The 21,755-nt window shown below is 61.0% G+C and carries 21 protein-coding genes and 1 tRNA gene; 10 read left to right on the top strand and 12 right to left on the bottom strand.

All coding sequences use genetic code 11. The features are described 5' to 3' along the window. Positions 1-64: 64 nt before the first annotated feature. Positions 65-1,228, top strand: coding sequence for a M20 family metallopeptidase (locus QD208_RS04015; protein WP_279835792.1), 1,164 nt, complete (start codon positions 65-67; stop codon positions 1,226-1,228). Between the two features lie 84 nt (positions 1,229-1,312). Beyond that, entirely contained in the window at positions 1,313-2,254 is a 942-nt protein-coding gene (locus tag QD208_RS04010; protein WP_279835790.1) for an NAD-binding protein, read from the top strand. Here QD208_RS04010 and QD208_RS04005 read toward each other — a convergent pair. Further along, positions 2,226-3,152, bottom strand: a complete 927-nt coding sequence (locus tag QD208_RS04005) for a LysR family transcriptional regulator (RefSeq protein ID WP_279835787.1) — start codon at positions 3,150-3,152, stop codon at positions 2,226-2,228. The two genes, QD208_RS04010 and QD208_RS04005, sit on opposite strands and share 29 nt — an antisense overlap. 385 nt (positions 3,153-3,537) lie before the next feature. On the opposite strand from QD208_RS04005, the gene arfB reads away from it, so the two are divergent. The 4 genes from arfB to QD208_RS03985 all read left to right on the top strand — a co-directional run bounded on the left by arfB (position 3,538) and on the right by QD208_RS03985 (position 5,518). After that, the gene (gene arfB, locus QD208_RS04000; protein ID WP_043334927.1) at positions 3,538-3,951 is read left to right on the top strand and encodes an alternative ribosome rescue aminoacyl-tRNA hydrolase ArfB; all 414 of its coding nucleotides are present in this window, start codon (positions 3,538-3,540) and stop codon (positions 3,949-3,951) included. 51 nt (positions 3,952-4,002) lie between these two features. Next, positions 4,003-4,710 (top strand): SIMPL domain-containing protein, encoded by a 708-nt coding sequence (locus tag QD208_RS03995; RefSeq protein ID WP_043336853.1) that lies wholly within the window; start codon positions 4,003-4,005, stop codon positions 4,708-4,710. Between the two features lie 97 nt (positions 4,711-4,807). Next, on the top strand, positions 4,808-5,110 hold the full coding sequence (locus QD208_RS03990; protein ID WP_043336855.1) for a winged helix-turn-helix domain-containing protein: 303 nt from the start codon (positions 4,808-4,810) through the stop codon (positions 5,108-5,110). Between the two features lie 105 nt (positions 5,111-5,215). Then, entirely contained in the window at positions 5,216-5,518 is a 303-nt protein-coding gene (locus tag QD208_RS03985; RefSeq protein WP_279835784.1) for a hypothetical protein, read from the top strand. A 269-nt stretch (positions 5,519-5,787) separates the two neighbouring features. Here QD208_RS03985 and QD208_RS03980 read toward each other — a convergent pair whose 3' ends face one another. Both QD208_RS03980 and QD208_RS03975 read right to left on the bottom strand, forming a co-directional pair. Then, the gene (locus tag QD208_RS03980) at positions 5,788-6,162 is read right to left on the bottom strand and encodes a hypothetical protein (RefSeq protein WP_279835783.1); all 375 of its coding nucleotides are present in this window, start codon (positions 6,160-6,162) and stop codon (positions 5,788-5,790) included. Positions 6,163-6,578: 416 nt separating this feature from the next. Continuing rightward, a tRNA-Pro gene (locus QD208_RS03975) sits at positions 6,579-6,655 on the bottom strand. Between the two features lie 242 nt (positions 6,656-6,897). Between QD208_RS03975 and QD208_RS03970 the strand changes: the two genes are divergently transcribed. Together QD208_RS03970 and QD208_RS03965 are read left to right on the top strand one after the other, a co-directional pair. Beyond that, positions 6,898-7,167, top strand: a complete 270-nt coding sequence (locus tag QD208_RS03970; RefSeq protein ID WP_279835781.1) for a hypothetical protein — start codon at positions 6,898-6,900, stop codon at positions 7,165-7,167. A gap of 270 nt (positions 7,168-7,437) precedes the next feature. Then, positions 7,438-8,541: a GGDEF domain-containing protein gene (locus QD208_RS03965; protein WP_279835780.1), complete on the top strand. Its 1,104-nt coding sequence runs from the start codon at positions 7,438-7,440 to the stop codon at positions 8,539-8,541. A gap of 135 nt (positions 8,542-8,676) precedes the next feature. Here QD208_RS03965 and QD208_RS03960 read toward each other — a convergent pair whose 3' ends face one another. From QD208_RS03960 to QD208_RS03945, 4 genes are all read right to left on the bottom strand, one after another. Beyond that, the gene (locus tag QD208_RS03960) at positions 8,677-9,216 is read right to left on the bottom strand and encodes a YaeQ family protein (protein WP_043336867.1); all 540 of its coding nucleotides are present in this window, start codon (positions 9,214-9,216) and stop codon (positions 8,677-8,679) included. Positions 9,217-9,396: 180 nt separating this feature from the next. Then, entirely contained in the window at positions 9,397-10,647 is a 1,251-nt protein-coding gene (gene mtnK / locus QD208_RS03955; protein WP_279835777.1) for an S-methyl-5-thioribose kinase, read from the bottom strand. Between the two features lie 243 nt (positions 10,648-10,890). After that, positions 10,891-12,318 (bottom strand): cardiolipin synthase, encoded by a 1,428-nt coding sequence (gene cls / locus QD208_RS03950; RefSeq protein WP_043336874.1) that lies wholly within the window; start codon positions 12,316-12,318, stop codon positions 10,891-10,893. A gap of 188 nt (positions 12,319-12,506) precedes the next feature. Then, on the bottom strand, positions 12,507-14,012 hold the full coding sequence (locus tag QD208_RS03945; protein WP_043336877.1) for a fumarate hydratase: 1,506 nt from the start codon (positions 14,010-14,012) through the stop codon (positions 12,507-12,509). Positions 14,013-14,357: 345 nt separating this feature from the next. On the opposite strand from QD208_RS03945, the gene QD208_RS03940 reads away from it, so the two are divergent. Beyond that, the gene (locus QD208_RS03940) at positions 14,358-15,296 is read left to right on the top strand and encodes an N-acetylmuramoyl-L-alanine amidase (RefSeq protein ID WP_052384890.1); all 939 of its coding nucleotides are present in this window, start codon (positions 14,358-14,360) and stop codon (positions 15,294-15,296) included. A 219-nt stretch (positions 15,297-15,515) separates the two neighbouring features. Continuing rightward, positions 15,516-15,875, top strand: coding sequence for a hypothetical protein (locus QD208_RS03935; protein WP_279835774.1), 360 nt, complete (start codon positions 15,516-15,518; stop codon positions 15,873-15,875). 276 nt (positions 15,876-16,151) lie between these two features. On the opposite strand, the gene QD208_RS03930 is transcribed toward QD208_RS03935, so the two are convergent. The 5 genes from QD208_RS03930 to QD208_RS03910 form a co-directional block, all read right to left on the bottom strand. Continuing rightward, positions 16,152-16,853, bottom strand: coding sequence for an ABC transporter ATP-binding protein (locus QD208_RS03930; protein WP_043336899.1), 702 nt, complete (start codon positions 16,851-16,853; stop codon positions 16,152-16,154). Between the two features lie 74 nt (positions 16,854-16,927). Next, positions 16,928-17,683 carry a high-affinity branched-chain amino acid ABC transporter ATP-binding protein LivG gene (gene livG, locus QD208_RS03925; RefSeq protein ID WP_043336900.1) on the bottom strand — a complete coding sequence of 252 codons (756 nt, stop codon included), beginning with the start codon at positions 17,681-17,683 and terminating at the stop codon, positions 16,928-16,930. 97 nt (positions 17,684-17,780) lie between these two features. Continuing rightward, the gene (gene livM, locus QD208_RS03920) at positions 17,781-19,106 is read right to left on the bottom strand and encodes a high-affinity branched-chain amino acid ABC transporter permease LivM (RefSeq protein ID WP_084589644.1); all 1,326 of its coding nucleotides are present in this window, start codon (positions 19,104-19,106) and stop codon (positions 17,781-17,783) included. Continuing rightward, complete coding sequence (livH, locus tag QD208_RS03915) at positions 19,106-20,026, bottom strand: high-affinity branched-chain amino acid ABC transporter permease LivH (RefSeq protein ID WP_043336883.1); 921 nt, start codon at positions 20,024-20,026, stop codon at positions 19,106-19,108. Before livH ends, livM begins: the two co-directional genes overlap by 1 nt. 269 nt (positions 20,027-20,295) lie before the next feature. Beyond that, positions 20,296-21,399: a branched-chain amino acid ABC transporter substrate-binding protein gene (locus QD208_RS03910; RefSeq protein WP_043336885.1), complete on the bottom strand. Its 1,104-nt coding sequence runs from the start codon at positions 21,397-21,399 to the stop codon at positions 20,296-20,298. Between the last annotated feature and the right edge of the window lie 356 nt (positions 21,400-21,755).

Here is a 21,755-nt window from a genome sequence, read left to right as displayed (position 1 = left end):
CTTCACCCCTTCTCATCACTTTCACGCCGGCACTCCAGGGTGCCGGTTGGTACAGGAATTCAGCATGCAACTACCCGACAAGATCGACGAGGCACTGCTGCGCAGCTGGCGTCATGAGTTTCATCAACATCCCGAGACGGCCTTTGAGGAACACCGCACCTCGGCACGCGTCGCCGAGATCCTGCGTGCAGCAGGCCTGGAAGTCACCACAGGGCTTGCCGAGACCGGCGTGATCGCGGTACTGGACGGCAAGCTCGGCAAGGGCCAGACAATCGGCCTGCGCGCCGACATGGATGCGCTGGATGTCACCGAGGCCAATGCCGTCTCACATTGCTCACATACGCCGGGCAAGATGCATGCCTGCGGCCATGATGGCCACACCACCATGCTGCTGGGCGCGGCCTGTGAGCTGGCACGCAATCCTGACTTTGCCGGGCGCGTGGTGTTCGTCTTCCAGCCAGCCGAGGAGAACGAAGGCGGCGGACGTCGTATGGTCGAGGACGGCCTGTTCGAGCAGTTCCCGATGGACGCCATCTATGGCCTGCACAACTGGCCGGGCCTGGCACTGGGCGAAGCGGCCGTGCATGAAGATGCCGTCATGGCAGCCTTCGATGTCTTCACCCTCACCCTGACCGGCCACGGCTGCCACGCCGCCATGCCACATCTGGGCAAGGACACCATCCTGGCAGCCTGTCAGCTGGTCACCCAGCTGCAGGGACTGATCAGCCGCGAGACCCCCGCGCATCAGACCGCGATTCTCAGCATCACCCAGTTCCATGCCGGCGACGCCTTCAACGTGATGCCGGAAGAGGTCGAACTGCGCGGCACACTGCGCTGCTTCGACCCGACATTGCGCGCGCATCTGCAGCAGCGCTTCCATGACGCTGTCGATGCCATGGCGACCTTCCACGGCCTCAAGGTCAACTTCGACTATCAGCCGCGTTATCCCGCGACCCTGAATGCGCCCGGCCATGCCGAACGCTGCGCCAGCGTGCTCGAACAGCTGCCGAGCATCCAGCAGGTCCATCGTGATCTGCCGCCCTCGATGGCCTCGGAAGACTTCGCCTATCTGCTGCAGGAGTGCCCGGGGGCCTATATCTGGCTGGGCAACGGCGAAGACAGCGCCTCATTGCACAACCCGCACTACGACTTCAATGATGCAGCCACGCTCATCGGCGTCAGCTACTGGACGTCGCTGGTGCGTCAGCTGTTGGCCGTTAGCAGATAGCGGACGGCTGAGGTGAAGCACTGACGAAATAACCACCACTGATCAAGACAACCAGCGACACGGGCCCGGCGAGGAGTGCTGAGCATGAAGATCTGCGTGATTGGTGATGCGCCTATTGGCACTCGGGCAATACAGACGCTTGCGCATGCCGGAGTCGAAGGCGTCATGGCAATGGCGTCGCCTGAGGTGCAAGTCGTCAAGCGCCACTCGCCCTTCAGCGCCGAGGTCTATCTGATGGCGCTGGCCACATCACAACAGGTGCAGAAGGTACTGACGGGCAAGCAAGGCCTGCTGCGCAAGGCGCCACCAGGCAGCACTGTGATCGATCTTTCCAGTGGCGACGTCACGCTCAGCCGCGAACTGGCCGTGCAGACACGCCTCGCCGGCCATCACTGGCTGGAAGCGGCCACCAGTCGCAATCCGGTCGATGAGGCGAATGACAGCCTGACGCTGCTGATCGGCAGTGATGAGGCGACAGTGGCGCGTATGTCAGCGCTGCTCGACACTATCTGCACACACTATCTGCATGTCGGCGATGCCGGCTGTGGGCATGCGGCGGCGTTGGCCAATGATTACCTGCATGCCGCGCACCTGATCACCACCGCCGAGGCGGTCGCCATGGCCTATCGCGCGGGCGTGACACCCCAGGCGTGTATCGATGCCATCAACCTGGGCGCCGGGCGCAGTGCCGTGAGCGAGGTGAATTTTCCGCGTTGGGTGCTGCCAGGCCGCTACGACTCGGGGATCTGCACCGGTCAGCTGCGCCGCGACCTGCGCCTGGCGCGTAGCTTCGTCACCACGCTCAACCTGCCGGAAGGCTTGATGAAGGCGGTCTTCGAACGCTGTCAGCCGCCGGAGCTGTGTCCGGCGGACGAGGATGATCTCCATCATCTGTGCGATCGCTGGCTGAGCAAGGTGCCCGCTCAGCTGCATTCGTCTCGGCTGTCCACGCCAAAAGCACTCACGACCCAAAGTCCTGACACCAGAGCAGCTGCTATCAGCGCGCTTCCTGACGCGGACCACTGAATGCCGTGATCCAGCGTTCGAGATGGCGCAGCAACTGCAGGCTGGCACGCGGCATGCGCCGCCCGACCCGCGTGATGATATGTGCGCGGGCCTGGCGGAAGCTGGCGCACTCCACATCCCGCGCGATCAACACGCCCTCCTGAAGCTCACGCGCCGCGGCGAAGGCCGGCAACAGCGTGATGCACAGCTCGGAACGCGCCGCCTGCTTGAGCACTTCCATGGAATTGGTCTGCACCACCATATGCGGGCGCACCCCTGCCTCACGAAAACCATCGTCCATCAGCTGACGCACCCCGTGGCTCGGCCCCCAAAGCGCCATGGGGTGCTGCGCCACTTCTTCGAGCGTCAGCGCATGGGTCTCGCTCGCCAGCGGATGATCCGGCGACATGATGGCTACCAGCGGCTGCGGGCTTGAATGCCAGAAGCGCAGCTGGGGATGGACCCGCTCGTGATACATCAGGCCGATATCCGCCTCATCTTCGATCACGCTGTCGATGATGCTCTGCATGCTGCCGGTATCGACCTTGAGCGTGATACCCGGGTATTGCCTGCGAAAGGCCCGCAGCGGGCTATTGATGATATCCCCCACAAAGCCTTCACCGATGATCAGACGAATCTCGCCAGTCTCCAGCCGCTGATAGGCATCCAGACGCTCACCGAGATTCTGGTCAAGCTTCTCACGTTGCAGAATGTACTCCAGCAACATCTCGCCTACCCGCGTCGGCTGCACACCATCGCGGGTGCGCTCAATGAGCGACGCAGCCATGGCCTCTTCCAACAGACCGATCTGACGACTGACAGCCGAAGGGGCGATGTTCAGGCGCGCAGCGGCACGCCGAATGGAACCGGCTTCGACGGTAACTTGAAAATAGACGAGACGCTGATGCGGGATATCCATGAGGCGCTCTGCAAAGGATGGAAGAGGGTCTAAGTGAAGTAGTGCCAAGATAAGTGGAGAGTCTTCACACAAGACGCAGTCAGCAGAGTACCCGATATTCTGGCGTCTCGGGCAGCGCGCGGTTGAACTCACCCTCCCCCAACGCCATATCAAAACAAATCATCACCTAGTGCCTTCATTTCTGAAGATCGACCCGAGCCATCGCCTCGTCTCGTCTCCATGACAGCTCTCGCGGCTCTCTCTGCAGTGAAGGAGCTGACCTTGAGGGCAGGTAGACGCACCCGCCATTCTGAAGCCAGTGCGCGAATAGGCTAAGATGGTCCATCGCTTCACTGACTGTGCCTGCGTGACAAACCACACAGTCCTCATGACAAGGAGATTCAATATGCTGACCATCTCCAATTCGGTAGCGCTGGCCGACTGGGAAATCGACCTCACCCAGATTCGCGCCCAGGGCAATGGCGGGCAGAACGTCAACAAGGTCGCCTCCGCCGTCCATCTCCGCTTCGATGTGCAGCGCTCGACGCTGCCCGGCTTCTACAAGGAGCGCTTGATGCAGCTGTCGGATCAGCGCATCAGCAAGGAAGGCGTCATCATCATCAAGGCGCAGAGCCATCGCACCCTCGAGCTGAACAAGGAAGATGCGCTGGCGCGCCTCAAGGCGATGATTCTGGAAGCCGTCAAGGTACAGAAGGCGCGCCGTGCGACAGCGCCAAGCAAGGGTGCCAAGCGTCGCCGCGTCGACAGCAAGACGCGCAAGGGCAAGATCAAGGCCATGCGCGGCAAAGTACAGGACTGACCCCGCCGAGGGCGGCGGCCAGCTCACAGTTCACGTCAGGGACGACAATTCATGCGCAACATCATCAGCTCGGCCGTGCTGGGCGGCCTGCTGGCCGTGGGAATGGTCTGGAGTGGCAGCTACCTCAAGCAGGCCGCACAGGTATGGGAATCTTCCAGCCGTGTGGTCACGGTCAAGGGGCTCGCCGAGCGAGAGGTCAAGGCCGACCTGGCCCTCTGGCCGCTGCACTTCAGCGTCAATGCCAATCAGCTGACAGGCCTTCATGAGGCGCTGGCAAATGACGAGCGCAAGATTCGCGCCTTTCTCACCGCCCGGGGCTTCCCCGCCGACCAGGTCAGCGTAACCTCCCCTCAGGTAACTGACCTCTACGCCAACAGCTATAACGCCCAGCGCCCGGATGAGCGCTATCGCGCCGAAGCCACGGTGCTGGTGCGCTCGCCCAAGGTCGACCTCGTCAAGCAGAGTGCCTCACTGACCGGTGAGCTGGTGCGCGAGGGTATCCTGCTGTCGGCTGACTATGCCTATCGCACCGAATTCCTGTTCACGGGGCTTGAAGCCATCAAGCCTGACATGATCGCGGCCGCGACCGCGGATGCACGACGCGCCGCCCAGCAGTTCGCAGAGGATTCCGGCAGTACGGTCGGTCACATCAAGCATGCCAGCCAGGGCTATTTCTCGATCTCGGATCTCGACAGCTACACCCCTGACATCAAGAAAGTCAGAGTCGTGACCACCATTGACTACACCCTGAGCCACTGATCACCGCACGGCGCCAATCACTGTACTGGCGCCGCCACCCGCTGTCAGAAGCGGCGACGCCTCTCGACAGTCTCCTTCTTCGCCGTATGGAGTCCCCATGTCCGATACCCCGCTGAGCAAGACCCAGACGAGCTTCTATCGACGCCTGTTCGTAGCCCACCTCATCGCGCATGACATCGCCAGCGTACCGGCCATCATCGCGGCCACCGGCATGCCGCGGCGTACCGCCCAGGACACCATCACCGCCCTGGGTGAGCTCGAGATCGTCTGTGAATTCCAGCGCGAGGAAGGCCAGCGCAACAATATCGGCCACTACGTGATTCGTGACTGGGGGCCGATCAATGCCCAGTGGGTGGCCGACAACGCCGAGCGCCTGCAGAAGGCGCTGGGCTATGCGTGAGAGGCGCGAGCTTGACCGAACAAAGAGGGCCGAGAAGTTAAGGTCGAGAAATGAGCGTCAAGGGATGGCTCTCAAGAATGAGGCCTAATGCATGATGGATGACATATGACGGCCGAGATCCTGGGCAGTGCCGTTCAGCATGGCGTGATCGCCATGCTGATCCAGCTGGCGCTATGGCCGCTGTTTGGCGTGTGGTCGGCAGGTGCCATCGCCGTGGCCCTCTTTCTGGGCCGCGAGATCGCTCAGCATGAATACAAGGGCGACGGCCCCAAGGCGGAGAACTGGGACTACGGCCTGCTGCAACACTGGAACCTGGATTCCTGTCTCGATGTCGCCCTGCCGCTGCTCTTCTGTGTGAGCCTGGCCAGTTTGGTCTGGGCGCTCAGGTACTATCGAGTCCGGACATGATCCTGCGCACGCCTTGCGAATACATGGGGCGTGTAAATGCACGGCGAAGAATGAACGTCGTAAAAAGTGTGCGCCGTAAAAAGTGAAAAACCTGCGCAGTCTTCTCTGAACTGCTCCCCTTCCCCAGCGCTGCGTTCTACCCTTCCTTGACCTGCTCGTTTTTCTTTTCCTGGCTGCCTATTTGGCACTGCGCTCGCCTGTCTCATGCCTGCATCTGGCCTACTTTTCATCTCAGCACGGCGCAACGACATTCGCTGAAGAGCGTTGCCTCAAGAATCATCAACCAACAGCAATGCTGGTGACACTGCGCCGTGCGGCGCTCGACGCAGTGGCGGAAGGCGCAGAGGCAGCACGACGACGCAGTGGATGTCGAGCACGATCCTGCAGGTAGGCCGAGAGCGTTTCCGGGCGAAGCCGGGATGCTGGAATACGTAATCCTCGGTGATGATCGACAGAAATTCAGCACTTCGCGCGCCTGCGACCTCAAACCCCAGGATGAAGTGTCGCGACTGAGAGACCTCGAAGCAGTAGTTTTCGGCGGCCACTGCACAGGTCTGTACCACATAGCCTCCGCCCAGCTGTTCTCTGAGGATGGATCGTTCGGGATTGAATCGAGATGCCGTGTAAATGTCTATGATTTTCATTATCACCCCCAATATCGACTGGCGCAGTATATACGAAAACCCTAATACTTACATGCTTAGAGAACTCATCCTTCCTACCCTGCCCTTCGAACCGGCAGAAAATTGATCCACATCAACTCAAGCGGCAGCATTTTCAGGGCCGATTTCAGCGGCATCTGCCTGGATCAACAGAAAAGCACTTTCGCGAGCACAGCGCTGATTGAATTGAGCTCAGGGGCCAGGAAAGTGAGCAATACGGACGAAGGCGAGATGCGGGAGGCAGGCTGATTGTCGCGAGAAGGGAAATGAAGAATGGAAATGAGGGGCGGAGAATGGAAAAGAAGAGCGCAGAGCGAATAGTGAAGAGACAGGCATCTTTTCGACATGCGAAAACGCAAAAAGGCCATCCGTCTCCGGATGGCCTTTTCACTTGAATCTGGTCGGGACGACAGGATTCGAACCTGCGACCTCTGCAACCCCATTGCAGCGCGCTACCAAGCTGCGCCACGTCCCGACAGTGCCTGGAAGAGCTTCCCCCTCAAGACGAGACGTAATGTACCGCATTGATCTCAAAAAGAAAAGCAGGAATCTCACATTTCTTTACCTGCGTCGTGATCTGGTGTCGCAGTGACGCCTGAATCCGCTGTCGGCATTGCAAAATGCCCAGGTGCGACGCATGTTCATGAAGCAGCCATTCGTTGCGCACCTTCGAATGCAGCGCCCCATAAACGACAATCGTCCAGGAGTTACCTACCGATGATCCAATTCACGCTTACGACCACGCTCAAGAGCGGCACCACTGTCAGCGGAGACCCCATCAAGGTCAGCGCCGACAGTGCCCCTGCTGCCGGCAGCCAGATCACCAAGGGGCAATGGCCGGCACTCGATGCCCTGTCGCCCAACTTTCCGGTGACGGTAACGGGGGTCGAAGAGGATGACGATGACAACATTCTCTTGCGCCTCAAGGAAGCCGATAGCCCGGATGCTAACGACCCCGATAGCTACCGCTACACGCCTTGGAAATAAAGGAGACTGCCACAAGCCACACAAAATCGCTCCGGGTAGCTGACGAGATACGCACACTGCAGGTAGCTTTTGCGCCGCTTCAGCAAAACTACTGAACGCCATTGCGCATGACGCTATATACGGCAATCTTTTGCCTTCCTCTGCGTTGGTATAGGGTTAACAAGCTTATCGTTGGCTCCAGCGAGGTGTGACTGATGATGGGGCGTAGTATTATCCAGTCTTTCCCAAGTGGTGCCTGCTGTGCACTGAAATCTCGTTACCCGAGGTCACATGGTCAGCCCATTGAAAATGATAGTTTCCTCTTGGCGGTGGCTGGTTGGTGGGACCGGATCCGCGCGTGAGACACTCCACCATGGCTTTCTCGTATCCGCTATCTTCATCGGGTTGATCTCTGCCCTCTTCAATTCCCTGCTGGACCTTACCCTACCGGCGTATAACATCGTGCTGACCATCATCAGCGCATGCATCGCTCTAATTTGGTATCGCTCGCGCTTTCATGGTGAATTTCAGCGTATGGCCTGGCTGTTCTGCACCTTGGTGACCTTTGTGATGCTACCGGGCAACTGGTTGTTCAATCATGGCGCGACCGGCCCGACCCTGCTGTTCTACTTGATGGCATCGGCTTATGTGCTTGCCGTACTCCCCGACAACCCCAGGCGCCGGGGCGTCATCATAATCGGTCTGATGTTCATGCCTTGGGGGTTGCTGGCGTTTGAACAGGCAAGACCGGGACTGGTCAGTGCCTATCCATCCGAGGGCATGCGCTTCCTCGATATGGGCTTCAGCTATACGCTGTCCTTCGGACTGCTCAGTGTAGTAATTGCCGGATACGCCAAGCGCATCCACGAAGAGCGAGATATCGCCAATGCCTATGCCGCACGGCTCGAGCGCCTCAGCATGCTGGATAGCCTGACTGGCCTCTACAACCACCGCGCCATCCACGAACAGGCCAAAGCCTGGATCAGAAGTTCGCAAAGTGCCTGCCTGCTGATCTGTGACCTGGATCACTTCAAGATGATCAATGACAACCACGGGCACCCTTACGGCGACACAGTACTGGAAGAGTTCTCACGCCATGTCAGCCAGCTGACGCAGGAATTCTCAGGGGAAGCGGGACGCTATGGCGGCGAGGAGTTCATGATCCTGATCCCCGGGACCTTGGCGACGGCTCGCCAGTTCGATAGAAACTTGCGGGAGCGCTGCGAAGCCTCGCCTCTGCTACATGGCGTAATCCTCTTCAGCACCGGCGCCAGCGAATTGCACGCCGATGATACCCTGCCGAGCTGGGTCAAGCGCAGCGATGACGCCCTCTATCACGCCAAGGAAAATGGCAGAGGCCGCCTGATGGTCGACAAGGACCTGAGCGTCATCTAAACCTCGATCCTACTTTCTTGGACCGGCTGAGCCATCCCCAAACACATCGCCCCCGCAAGCTTGGCTTGCGGGGGCGATGTGTTTGGGGTCTGATGCGAAGCCACTACACCCAACGCGAGGCGAGGCAGATGCCGCTCAGCGCTCGCCCTTCAGCCACTCGAGGTTGATCTCGTGCTGGCCGTTGTCATCGGTGATGAAGATGGTGCCTTCGGAGATCATCACGGTCCACTTGATGTTGCGTGGCAGCGACTCGGTTATGGCGTCCAGCGAACCTTCCGGCACGGCCGCGATGTTAAGGTTGGAGAGCCCCGCCACTGCCGGCACGACCTTGGTTTCCCACACGCGCAGGCTGCCATAGGCCAGCAGCGAGGTACGCTCGGTGCGGCGCGAGCACCAGGTCAGGCGCTCGGCATCCGGCTGACCGACTTCGATCCAGTGCAGGACACGACCATCGAGGCTCTTTTCCCACAGCGCCGGCTCATCGACATCGGACAGGCCGCGACCGAACGCGATGTTCTCGCTGTACCACAGGGCGTGGCCCAGCAGGCGCACGCAGAGACGCAGTTCGGTTTCGGAGGGATGACGAGCCACCGTGAAGCGCAGGGTCTCGTAGACGCCGCGATCCAGGTCGGTCAGCGACAGATCCACCTTGTAAGGCGTGGAAGACAGGGCCATGAAAATCTCTTCTTGAAAAGGCAAACGTCTCGGAAAGGCGATGGCAGGGATACATTCCCGATAAAGCACCATGCTCCTCGACTGAACCACGCGCGTGAAAGTGCAAACGCGTGGGTGCGGAGCGCAGAGTCTACCCTAGCCGGGCCCTGAACGCCCGACTCCTGCCTAGCATGCCAACCCTCAGGCGAGGTGACGCGCTACCAGGGCATCAATGGCCTGGATATCGCTCAGGCTTTCGCGCACCATGATCAGCTCGCGCCCGAGCGCCAGCGCCCGCCGCTCGGCGCGTGCGCGGGTGGTCTCATCGCTGATGGATTCGAGTTCCAGAATATGCGCAAGCCCCACGGTACGACGGATCAGCTCACAGCCGGCGTAACCGAGCGCATCCCGCAACATGCGAGCCAATAGACGCTCAGCCACGCCCGGCGCAGCGAAGCTGGCATCCGGCGTGTTGGCAGCCTGCTCACGATACTCACGAGCGAAGTTATCCCAGCTGGCGACCGCCTGGGCGCGCAGCTGGGCCACGTAGTCACGCTTGTCGCCCTGCTCTCCCTCAAGCTCGGTATGCGCACAGGCCGCCAGCCACAGTGCCGCCAGCCAGCTGCCGATATCGAAACCCGCCGGACCGAAGAAGCCGAATTCCGGATCAATGACCTTGGTGCTGTCTTCACGCACGAAGATCGAACCGGCATGCAGATCGCCATGCAGCAGTGCCTCGGGCGCGGACAGGAAACGCTGCTTGAGCTCCGCCACTTCAACCTTCAAGGCGGCGTCCTGCCACAGGGTTTCGGCATCCGCGCGCAGCGCCGGATTGATGCTGTTGCGCTCGTGATCACAGAACGGATCGATGAAGAACAGGTCTTCGGTGATCTTGCACTGATCGGGATTGATGAAACGTGCGACACGCGCCTTCTTGTCGTGGGCATCGAGTGCCAGGTCGCTGCTGCGATACAGCGTGGTGGCCAGAAAACGCCCCATCTGCTCGCCCAGCCGCGGCAATGACGCGCGCGCCAGGAAGGCATGGCGCAGATTGCGGTGATCGCCGATGTCTTCCATCACGATCGCTGAGCGAGCTTCATCGAAGTGATGAAGCGCCGGCACCAAGTCCGGCGCGCAGTCGGCCTCGAACTGCAGGGTTTCCGCCTCGATACGCACGCGCACCAGCGACAACGGCCAGCTTTCGCCGATGATGCGCACCCAGGGCAGACCCTGCTTGACGATCACCGAGGCGGAGCGGTCCGGCGTGCAGACGCGATAGACATAGTTGATGTTGCCGTCGCCGATCTCTTCGACTTGAAGTTCTTCAGCGGTCGCGAAGGCCGGATAGCGCGCGCCGACGTGCTGGCGCGCGAAGGCGATCACATCCGCATCATCGCGAAACTGATAATCGATGGAATAAGCAGTGCTAGCGGCGGGGTCTTGAACAGTCATGGCAGGTCTCAGCGCTGAGTCATGAAGTCGCCGGCCCCGACGGCCCTTCGCGTGCACGGCACGTGAAGCACCTCCAGGCTCTCACCTTATTCCTACCGGAAATAAGAGGGCGATCAGTTATAGCGAGAAGATGCCTGCTGGCGCGACGATTGGCAAGACCTGCCGAGTGAGTTTTGCTCAGCTCGGCAGGCGCTTGTCGCATTCAGGACTTCGCATGCAGGACTTCGCATACGGGGTGCTGCATTACTGGATGGGCGCCAGCAGATAGGCCGCCCGCGAGACCAGCTTGCGCCACATCGGACGTGCATCCAGCTCTTCGCAGCTGATTTCACGACAGTGGCGGAAGTCTTCCTCCAGCATCGCCTCCACTTCCGAGGCGAACTGGTGATCGGGCACGAACGCCGTGATCTCGAAGTTGAGGCGGAAGGAGCGATTGTCGAGATTGACGGTGCCGATGGTCGCCGTATGGCTGTCCATCAACATCACCTTCTGGTGCAGGAAGCCTGGTTGATAGCGGAAGACACGCACGCCGGAGCGAATCATCTCGGATAGGAACGAGAATGCCGACAGGAACACCAGCAGGTGATCAGGACGCTCAGGAATCATCACCCGCACGTCCACCCCGCGCAGTGCCGCGATCTTGAGCGCATCCTGCACGCCCTGGTCCGGCACGAAATAGGGGCTGGTGATCCAAATGCGACTGACAGAGGAGTGTATGGCCTGCTGCACCAGCAGACTGGCCGTCTCGCGACGATCCGCCGGGCCGGAAGGCACGATCACCACATGCTGACATTCGTCACAGCTGATCTGAGGCTGCCATTCGAGCGACAGCACCTCACCGGTCGCCCAGTGCCAGTCTTCCCAAAAGGCTTCCTGCAGGCCCATCACGCTAGGCCCCTCGAGCTTGAGGTGGGTATCGCGCCAGGCGCCGTAGCGCTCGGAATGGCCCAGATATTCATTGCCGACATTCAGCCCACCAACGAAGCCGACGCGCCCATCGATGACGGTGATCTTGCGGTGATTGCGGAAGTTGATCTGGAAGCGATGGCGCCAGCCGCGCGAGGAATTGAAGGCGCTGACCTCACACCCAGACTCCATCAGATCTTTCAGATAGCCGTCGGGCAACTTGCGCGAACCGATCTCGTCATACAGAAAGCATACCCGCACGCCGCGTTCGGCTCGGCGCATCAACTTCTGCTTGAGGCGTATCCCCAGCTCATCGTTGCGCACGATGAAGAACTGGATGAGGATGTAATCCTCGGCGGTATCGATGGCATGGAACAACGCATCGAAGGTGTGTTCGCCATTGATCAGCAACTGGGCGCGGTTGCCGGTGGTGACCGGCATCATCGCCAACCGCTCGATAGCATCAAGATGGGTGGGATTGCCGCCCAGCGGGCGTGACAGCCACGGCGAAAGCTTAGGGCGAAAGCGCATCAGCACGCGGCGCATGGTCGAGTCGCGCTCCTCACGAGCGCTTACGTAACCATAGAAGCGTGGACGTCCGAACACCCAGTAAAGTGGCAGCGCCACATAGGGGAACGTCAGCAGACACAGAATCCATGCGATCGCCCCTTGTGAAGTGCGGCTCGACATCAGGGCCATGACGGCGGACATGGCACCGAGGATATGACTGGTCAGCAGTAGAAAGCCGAGTAGCCAGGCGGTCATTGCAACTCCATTGCAGGCGTCAAGGTTGCAAGAGTATGCCACAGCAGCGAGCGCGACGATGCCGTTGCGTTGGCGCTCATGAAGATGTCTTGAGCGCCGCAAAGCCAAGAACCCCGCCGATGATCGATCACGGGCGGGGTTCTTCGGGTCATGTCACAAGGACGTGACGAGTCATCACTCGGCCGTCATCAGGCGCGACTGGCGATGATTTCCTTCCACTTGGCCGGGCCCGTCTGATGCACGGAGACGCCCGCGCTGTCGACGGCCACGGTCACCGGCATATCTTCGACCTCGAATTCGTAGATCGCTTCCATGCCCAGGTCTTCAAACGCCAGCACGCGTGACTTCTTGATCGCCTGGGCGACCAGGTAGGCAGCGCCGCCGACGGCCATCAGGTAGCTGGACTTGTTGTCACGGATGGCATCGATCGCGGTCGGGCCACGCTCTGCCTTGCCGACCATTCCCAGAAGGCCGGTCTCTTCCAGCAGCGTGCGCGTGAACTTGTCCATGCGGGTCGCGGTGGTCGGGCCAGCCGGACCGACGACTTCGTCACGGATCGGGTCGACCGGGCCGACGTAGTAGATGAAGCGACCCTTAAGGTCGACCGGCAGCTGCTCGCCGCGTGCCAGCATCTCGGTCATGCGCTTGTGAGCGGCATCGCGGCCGGTCAGCAGCTTGCCGTTGAGCAGCAGGGTGTCGCCCGGCTGCCAGCTCTGCACTTCCTCGGGCGTCACGGTATCGAGGTTGACACGCTTGACGCTGTCGCCCGCTTCACGGGTGATTTCCGGCCAGTCTTCGAGCTTGGGTGCCGGCAGTTCTGCCACACCGCTGCCATCCAGGGTGAAGTGCACGTGACGGGTCGCCGCGCAGTTCGGGATGATCGCCACCGGCTTGTTGGCCGCGTGGGTCGGGTAATCCATGACCTTGATATCTAGCACGGTGGTCAGGCCGCCGAGGCCCTGAGCGCCGACGCCAGTGGCGTTGACCTTCTCAAACAGCTCGAGACGGATCTCTTCGGCGCGGTTGGAGGCACCACGCGCCTGCAGCTCCTGGATATCGATCGGCTCGAGCAGGGACTCCTTGGCCAGCTGCATCGCCTTCTCGGCGGTACCGCCGATACCGATGCCCAGCATGCCGGGCGGACACCAGCCAGCGCCCATCTTCGGAATCTGCTCCAGCACCCAGTCGACCACGGAGTCGGACGGGTTGAGCATCGCGAACTTGGACTTGGCTTCGCTGCCGCCACCCTTGGCCGCGACGTGGATCTCGACGCTGTCACCCGGCACCAGCTTGTGGTGGATGATGGCCGGCGTGTTGTCCTTGGTGTTGGCACGCTTGCCGTCCGGGTCTGCCAGCACGGAGGCACGCAGCACGTTGTCCGGCAGCAGATAGGCACGACGCACGCCTTCGTTGACCATGTCATCCAGGCTCATCTCGGCCTCGAAGCGCACGTTCATGCCGACGTGAACGAAGACTGTGACGATACCGGTGTCCTGACAGATGGGACGATGACCCAGGGCACACATCCGGGAGTTGATCAGGATCTGCGCGATGGCATCCTTGGCGGCAGGATTCTCTTCACGCTCGTACGCCGCGTTCATGGCGTCGATGAAATCCTTCGGATGGTAGTAGGAGATGTACTGCAGCGCGTCGGCGACGCTCTGGATCAAGTCATCCTGGCGGATCACGGTCATCAGGATCGGCTCCTCAAGGGCAAGCGATGGGAAAGACAGACACACTGGCGCGGAGGGCACAGGGGCGATTACTGTTGTCAGGCACGGCAATCGCGCCGCCACGGGGCGAGCGTCAGGTCAGGTGCGCAGGATTATACCTCATGCGAGCACGAGGCGGCAGAGCGAATCCTGCAACCCGCAAGTCATGAGAATTCAGCAGGTTATGGCCCAATCGGTGTGATGCCCTCCGCCCGGAGCCGCCTGCTTCGCTGCCGGCAGTCGCGTGCATCGCAAGGCGACTGCCGCCGTCCCGTTGCGGTAACGTCTTGTCATGCAGCCCCCTTCTCCAGCCACGATGATCGCTCAATGACGCTACGCTCCTGTTCACCACGTCCCTGCTCGCGACGTCTGCTCCCGCTGGCCGCTGCCGCGCTCACTGTGTTGCTGGCAGGCTGTGGCACCCAGCCAGGTTCTAGCGCAGGTGACGAAAGCGATGCCTTCGACTGGGTGAAATCTTCTCCCCAGGGCCAGAGCAATTCGCGGATTCGCCATCTGGTGCTGCACTACACCGATGATGATCTGCGCGGCTCCCTGGTCAGCCTGACTGGCCCTCAGGTCAGCGCGCATTATCTGTTGTCGGCACCAATGCCCGAAACTGGTCTGCCGCGAGTCTATCCGCTGGTGTCGGAAGCGCGCCGTGCCTGGCATGCCGGCGTCAGCCATTGGGGTGAGCGCAGCAACCTCAATGACACCTCCATCGGCATCGAGATCGTTAATGCCGGGCCTCTGGCACTGGTGCCACTGCAGGCAGGCGAGCAGGAAGATACCAGGGCGGCGGTCGCCAGACGCTGGTCCTCCTCGCGTGACTTCGCACCGTGGAGCGAGGAGCAGATCACTGCATTGATCGCGCTGCTCAAGCCCATCATCGCACGCCATGGCATCAAGGCGGTGGATGTCGTCGGGCATTCTGACATCGCCCCTGAGCGCAAGACCGACCCCGGCCCGCGCTTCCCCTGGCAACGCCTGCATGACGCCGGCATCGGCGCCTGGCCGCGCAGCTCTGACGTGCTGTGCTTCCAGCGTCAGTTGGCAAGCGAGGGGCTCCCATCACAAGAAGTTCTGCTCACGGCGCTCGCGCACTACGGCTATCCGGTGGACGCCGCACGTCCCGAATTGGCGATTGCCGCGTTCCAGGCACATTTTCGCCCGGGGGCGATCAGCGGAGTCTTCGATGCCGAGAGTGTCGCGATATTGCTGGCGCTCAACACACGTTACCGCCAGTCGCTTCATTGCCAGCAGCTCTAAGGCCGCCAGGTAGAAGGCCGGGCTAGTCATGTGAATGTCACCCAGCTGTCACATTTCTGACGCAGCATCAATTCATCCATGACACGTCAAACAGATTTGCATGGCACTTTAACGACCGCCGTCTACTCTGGGGTGAGGCATGACCAGAGAGGGTCATGGACAGACAAGCTAGCGACTGGCTCGGAGAAGCCGGAATACCCCATCACAATGAGGTTCATCATGGCTGACAACATTCTCAGTGCAATACCTGACACGGCAGCAGACATGACAACACCCGCTACATCCCTCGGCGCTCTCGGATTCGTCGTCTGTGATGACAATCGCATCTACGGTGCTGGCATGAGCGAAGAAGACTGCCTCGACAACGCCCTCGAGTGCCTGTGCGGCTACTGTGAGCGCAGCGCGCTCAAGAAGATGCTTGAACTGTGCCAAGCCGGCGTGCGCTATCCCCTGCGCCAGCTGCCCGCCAGTCAGGCATGCGTCAACAGTTGCCAGGCCTCAGGCCCCACTGATCATTACCGCATTCATGACGGTGTCGCCTACATGCCCGAAGAGTTTCCCGAATCGCTCTCTGCCTGACCTCTGTTCACGCAGGGCACTGACACAGAGGCTGGCGCAGAGCCTATAACAAAACCTGTCAAAGGTCTGGTGCGTTAAGCACACCACTGACCGAGTCAGCCTTTTACCTCTCTTACCCCTCCTTCCACCTCATCCTCATCTCGAGCGCAACAGAAGACGCCGCCCCAGACACTGACGATTCAGTACCGGGGGCGGCGTCTTAGTTTGATGAACCGGACCACTGCCATCCCTCGGAAAGTCTTGGCGAGGGCTGGCAGTCGATCGACCTCCGAGCGATCAGCCTCCGAGATAGGCGCGGCGTACATCGTCATTGGCCAGCAGTGCTTTGCCGCTATCCGCCAATACCACTCGACCATGCTCCAGCACGTAACCGCGATCGGCGATCGACAAGGCACGATGGGCGTTCTGCTCCACCAGGAAGATGGTGGTGCCCTGCTCACGCAACTGCTCGACAATCTCGAAGATCTGCCCAATCACGATAGGCGCCAGCCCCAGCGATGGCTCATCGAGCAACAATAGCCGCGGCCGACTCATCAGGGCGCGCCCGATGGCCAGCATCTGCTGCTCCCCGCCGGACATGGTGCCGCCGCGCTGCTGGAAGCGCTCCTTGAGACGCGGGAAAAGCCCCAGTACATGCTCGATGCTGCGCTCGTTTTCCTCCTTGCTCTGGTAATAACCGCCCATAGCCAGATTTTCCTCCACCGTCATGCCGGTGAAGATGCGGCGACCTTCCGGCACCACCGACAGCCCACCACGCATCACGCGCGCCGTGGGCGTGCCGGTGATCTCCTCGCCCTCGAACCACACCCGCCCGCTGGTCGGACGCGGGTCGCCACAGATCGACATCAGAAGTGTCGTCTTGCCGGCGCCGTTGGCACCGATCAGCGTCACGATCTCGCCCTGGCCGACAGCCAGCGAGACATCATTGAGCGCCTGCACCGGCCCGTAATGGGTGGTCAGATGCTCGAGGGCCAGCATGGCCTCCTGGGGCGCAAGCTCCTCACCGGCAAGCGTGGCCTCGGGCGTCACGTCTTCGACATGCTCACTCATGATCACTCCTCCCCCAGATAGGCCTTGATCACGGCGTCATTGCGCCGGATGTCCTCCGGACTGCCATCTGCCAGCGGCTGGCCCTGATTGACCACGTAGATGTGGTCCGAGATACCCATCACCAGACTCATGTCATGCTCGATCAACAGCACCGAGATGCCCTCATCGCGAGTCAGACTGACGATCAGATCATCCAGATCACGCGTCTCGTTGGGATTGAGGCCCGCCGCCGGCTCGTCCAGCATCAGCAGCCGCGGCTTGGCGACCATGCAGCGCGCAATCTCGAGTCGACGCTGCTGGCCATAGGCCAGATTGCCGGCCTCGCGGTTGGCGAAGTCGAGCAGACCGACTCGTTCCAGCCAGTCTCCGGCATGTTGCATCAGCGTCTTTTCACTGCGTCGATAGCCCGGCGTCTTGAACAGTCCCTTGAGAAGATTGCGCTCGGCATGCATGTGCTGCGCCACCAGCAGGTTCTCGATGACGGTCATCTCCTTGAACAGCCGCACGTTCTGGAAGGTGCGTACCATGCCGGCCTGGGCGATGCGATAGCCCGGCAGGCGATGCATGGCGCGGTTCTGGAAATACACCTCGCCGCCGGTGGGCTGATAGAAGCCGGAGATGCAGTTGAAGACGGTGGTCTTACCCGCACCATTCGGCCCGATGACCGACACCACCTCGCCCGGATGCACCTGCAGCGTCACACCGTCCACGGCCTTGAGGCCACCGAACTGCATGGTGAGATCGCGCACATCCAGCAATGGCGCCCCACCCTCGACGCGCGCCTGACGACGCGCAGAGGCAACCGGTGCTGCTTTTTCGAGGTCTTGCCTGTCGCGGACCTGCTTGTCATGTATGTCAGCCACGGTCGAGCTCCATGTGCGGTCGTTTGAGCGGGACCAGGCCCTGGGGACGCCAGACCATCATCAACACCATCATCAGTCCGAAGAGCAGCATGCGATATTCATTGAATTCGCGTGCCAGCTCCGGCAACAAGGTCATGGCGATCGCGGCCAGTATCACACCCAGCTGCGAGCCCATTCCGCCCAGCACCACGATGGCCAGAATGATCGCCGACTCGATGAAGGTGAAGGACTCGGGACTGATGAAGCCCTGACGTGCGGCGAAGAAGGCACCGGCGAAGCCCGCGAAGCTCGCACCGATCGTGAAGGCCGAAAGCTTGATGCCGGTGGGATTCATGCCCAACGAGCGACAGGCAATATCATCCTCGCGCAGTGCCTCCCACGCCCGCCCGATGGGCATGCGCAGCAAGCGGTAGATCACGAACAGCGTGATCAGCACCAGGATCAAGGCCAGCAGATACAGGTAGATCACCTTGAGGGCCGGGTCGTAGTCGATGCCGAAGTACTCATGGAAGGCAATGTTGCCCTCATCGGCCCGCCGCGAGAACTCGAGGTTGAACAAGGTCGGCTTGGGAATGCGCGCGATGCCATTCGGGCCGCCGGTCAGCTCGGTCCAGTTGTTGAGCAGGATGCGGATGATCTCGCCGAAGCCCAGCGTCACGATGGCCAGGTAATCCCCGCGCAATCGCAGTACCGGGAAGCCGAGCAGATAGCCGAACAGCGCCGTCATCAACCCGGCAATGGGCAATGCCTCCCAGAAGCTGAAGCCCAGATAGCTGTTGAGCAGCGCATAGGTATAGGCCCCGACGGCATAGAAGCCCACGTAGCCGAGATCCAGCAGCCCAGCGAGCCCCACCACCACGTTGAGCCCCAGGCCCAGCATGATATAGATCAGCGTCAGGGTGGCGAGATCCACCGCCGAGCGGTTGGAGAGGAACGGGAAGATCAGCAGCGCGCCGATGGCCAGCATGATCCACAGCTGACGCTTCTGGCCGCTCATCACATCAGGGATGCTGAAACGTGAGGGTTTACGGGTGCGCGCACGCCATTCCTCGATCTGCGGACGTACCAGCTGATGCAGGAAGACGGCCAGTGCCGCGGCCAGCAACCAGCCCCAGGTATCCATGCCCATCAACCGCACCGTGGTGGTGATGCCGGTGGATTCGAGCTGCACACCCAGCACCGAGCCCCCCAGCACGAGGGTCAGCACGGCGGCCGCGAGTGCCGACCACCAAGGGCGCCGGTAGGCCGGCTGTGGCGGCAACGTCTCGGCAGGCGAGGTGCCCGCTTTCTTCAGAGTCTGTTTCGCAAGCTTGGGCATCAGATCTTCTCCACTTCGGGCTTGCCGAGAATCCCGGAGGGACGGAATAGCAGAATCAGGATCAGCAGTCCGAAGGCCACCACGTCCTTGTATTCAGTAGACAGATAACCGCCGGTCAATGCCTCCGCGACCCCCAGCAGCAGCCCGCCCAGCATCGCGCCAGGGATACTGCCGATACCGCCCAGCACCGCCGCCGTGAAGGCCTTGAGGCCGGCCAGGAAGCCGATGTAGGGATTGACCACGCCGTAGTACATACCGAGCAGCAGGCCCGCCACGGCAGCAAGCGCCGCCCCGATCACGAAGGTCATCGAGATGATCATGTCTGTATTGATCCCCAGCAGACGCGCCATGCCGGCATCCTGCGAGCAGGCACGGCAGGCACGCCCCAGGCGGGAGCGCGAGATGAAGGACGACAGCAGCAGCATGCACACCAGGGTGACGCTAAAGATGATCACCTGCATATAGGAGAGATTGACCGCGAAGCTTTCCAGCCCGAACTCCCAACCGCCCGGGATCAGGCTGGAGATCGCCATGTCACGCGAGCCTTGGGCCAGCCGCATATAGTTCTGCAGGAAGATCGACATGCCGATCGCCGAGATCAGCGCAATCAGACGCTTGGAGCCACGTACCGGGCGATAGGCCACCCGCTCCACGGCAAAGCCGTAGGCGCAGGACACCAGCACCGCCACCAGCAAGGCGGCCGCCATCAGAAAGAAGGGGTTGGCGATGCCCAGCATGCCCAGCGCCGCGATGACGATGAAGGTCACGTAGGTGCCGATCATGTAGATCTCGCCGTGGGCGAAATTGATCATGCCGATGATGCCGTAGACCATCGTGTAGCCGATGGCGATCAAGGCATAGGTACTGCCGATGGTCAGGCCATTGATGACCTGTTGCAGGAAGTAGAGGATGTCTTCCATTGAAACGACCCTTGGCCGCGACTGTCTTCGGCTTGTGACCGGTGACCGTCAGGGAAATGCCGCATGCGCGGCGACAACGGGAAGGCACGGCGATATTGCATCACCGTGGACTCGACCGAACGGAGAAGCCCGCCATGCCAGGTGGCATGACGGGAAGCGTCTCGGGGTTGATCCACCACGGCCACATGATTCCTCAAATGAAGTACCAGATGAGATGTCACATGGCCGTGGCGAAGGCTGGGCTCAGACGAGCGAAGGCCAGCCGATGATCAATGTGCCGCTTCGCTCTTGGTTCCGTCGGCGTGCCAGTTGTAGACGACGAAGTTGAAGTCCTTCAGATCGCCCTTCTCGTCGTATTCGACCTTGCCGATGGGCGTGTCGAAGCTGTTGGCGCGCAGATATTCGGCGACATCATACGGGTCGGTGGAGTCCGCGCCCTTGATGCCATCGGCGATCAGTTCCACCGCGGTGTAGGCCGGCATGACGAACGGGCCGGAGGGGTCCTGATCCTTGTCCTTGAAGGCCGCGACCAGATCGGCATTCTTCGGGTCTGTCTCGAAGGCCGGCGGCAGCGTCACGTAAAGCCCTTCGGAGGCCTGACCGGCGATCTTGGAAATGTCCGGGTTGCCGACCCCTTCCGGGCCCATGAAGGGGGCATCAAAGCCCAGCTCACGCGACTGACGCAGCAAGAGGCCCAGCTCCGGGTGATAGCCGCCGTAGTAGACGAAGTCGACGTTCTCCTTCTTGAGCTTGGAGATCAGCGCCGAGAAATCCTTGTCGCCTGCCGTGATGCCCTCGAACAGCACCACATCGATGCCTGCTTCCTCGACGGTGTCGCGCACGCCGGTGGCGATGCCTTCCCCGTACTGCTGCTTGTCGTGGATCACGGCCATGTGCGTGGGCTTGATCGTCTCGGCGATATAGCGCCCGGCGACCGGCCCCTGCAGGGAATCCAGGCCGATGGTGCGGAAGACCAGCTCATAGCCCTGCTCGGTGATGGTCGGGCTGGTGGACGCCGCCGTAATCATCATCACGCCTTCCTCGGCGTAGATGTCCGAGGCCGGCTGCGTCGCGCTGGAGCAAAGGTGCCCGATCACGTACTGGACACCGTCATTGACGATCTGGTTGGCCACCGCCACCGCCTGCTTGGGATCACAGGCGTCATCGTATTTGACGCCCTTGAGCATCTCGCCGTCGACGCCACCGGCGGCATTGATCCGCTCGATGGCCATCTCGGCACCGATGAACTGCATGTCACCGTACTGGGCGACCGGCCCCGTGACTGGGCCTGCCATGGCGATGGTGATATCGGCCTGAGCCTGGGTGGACATCGCCGCGGCGATACCGAGAGCGAGAAGAGACCTGCGCATCATGATGAGTATTCCTGTTCCCGATTATTGTTGTACTACGGCCGGGCAGACCTGACTGACGCCTGGTGGCAGCGCAGGGCTGACCGAAAAGGCTGGCGACAGTGTCTGTCATTCGCTGACCTTGTGCGCCGCTGCCAGCCTGCAGGCAGGGGGTCGACACGTCAGGAATGCCTTGAAAGCATTATTGGCAGCAGCGAATACGCATGTAAAGTGACCGTTTGGGCGCTCATGAATGCAGCTCGGCAGCCTGCCAATAGCGAAAAGCACCACGCTTTCCAATGTGGCCAGACAATCCTCGGAAATCCTGATCGAAGCCAGTCATTGGCACATGCCAATACGCGGATGACAGGATTTCCCTC

The sequence above is a fragment of the Cobetia sp. 29-18-1 genome (genome assembly GCF_029846405.1).
GTDB classification, from domain to species: Bacteria; Pseudomonadota; Gammaproteobacteria; order Pseudomonadales; family Halomonadaceae; genus Cobetia; species Cobetia amphilecti.
The sequence above is the reverse complement of the archived record's forward strand: the minus strand, read 5'-3'. Positions and strand labels throughout refer to the sequence as shown.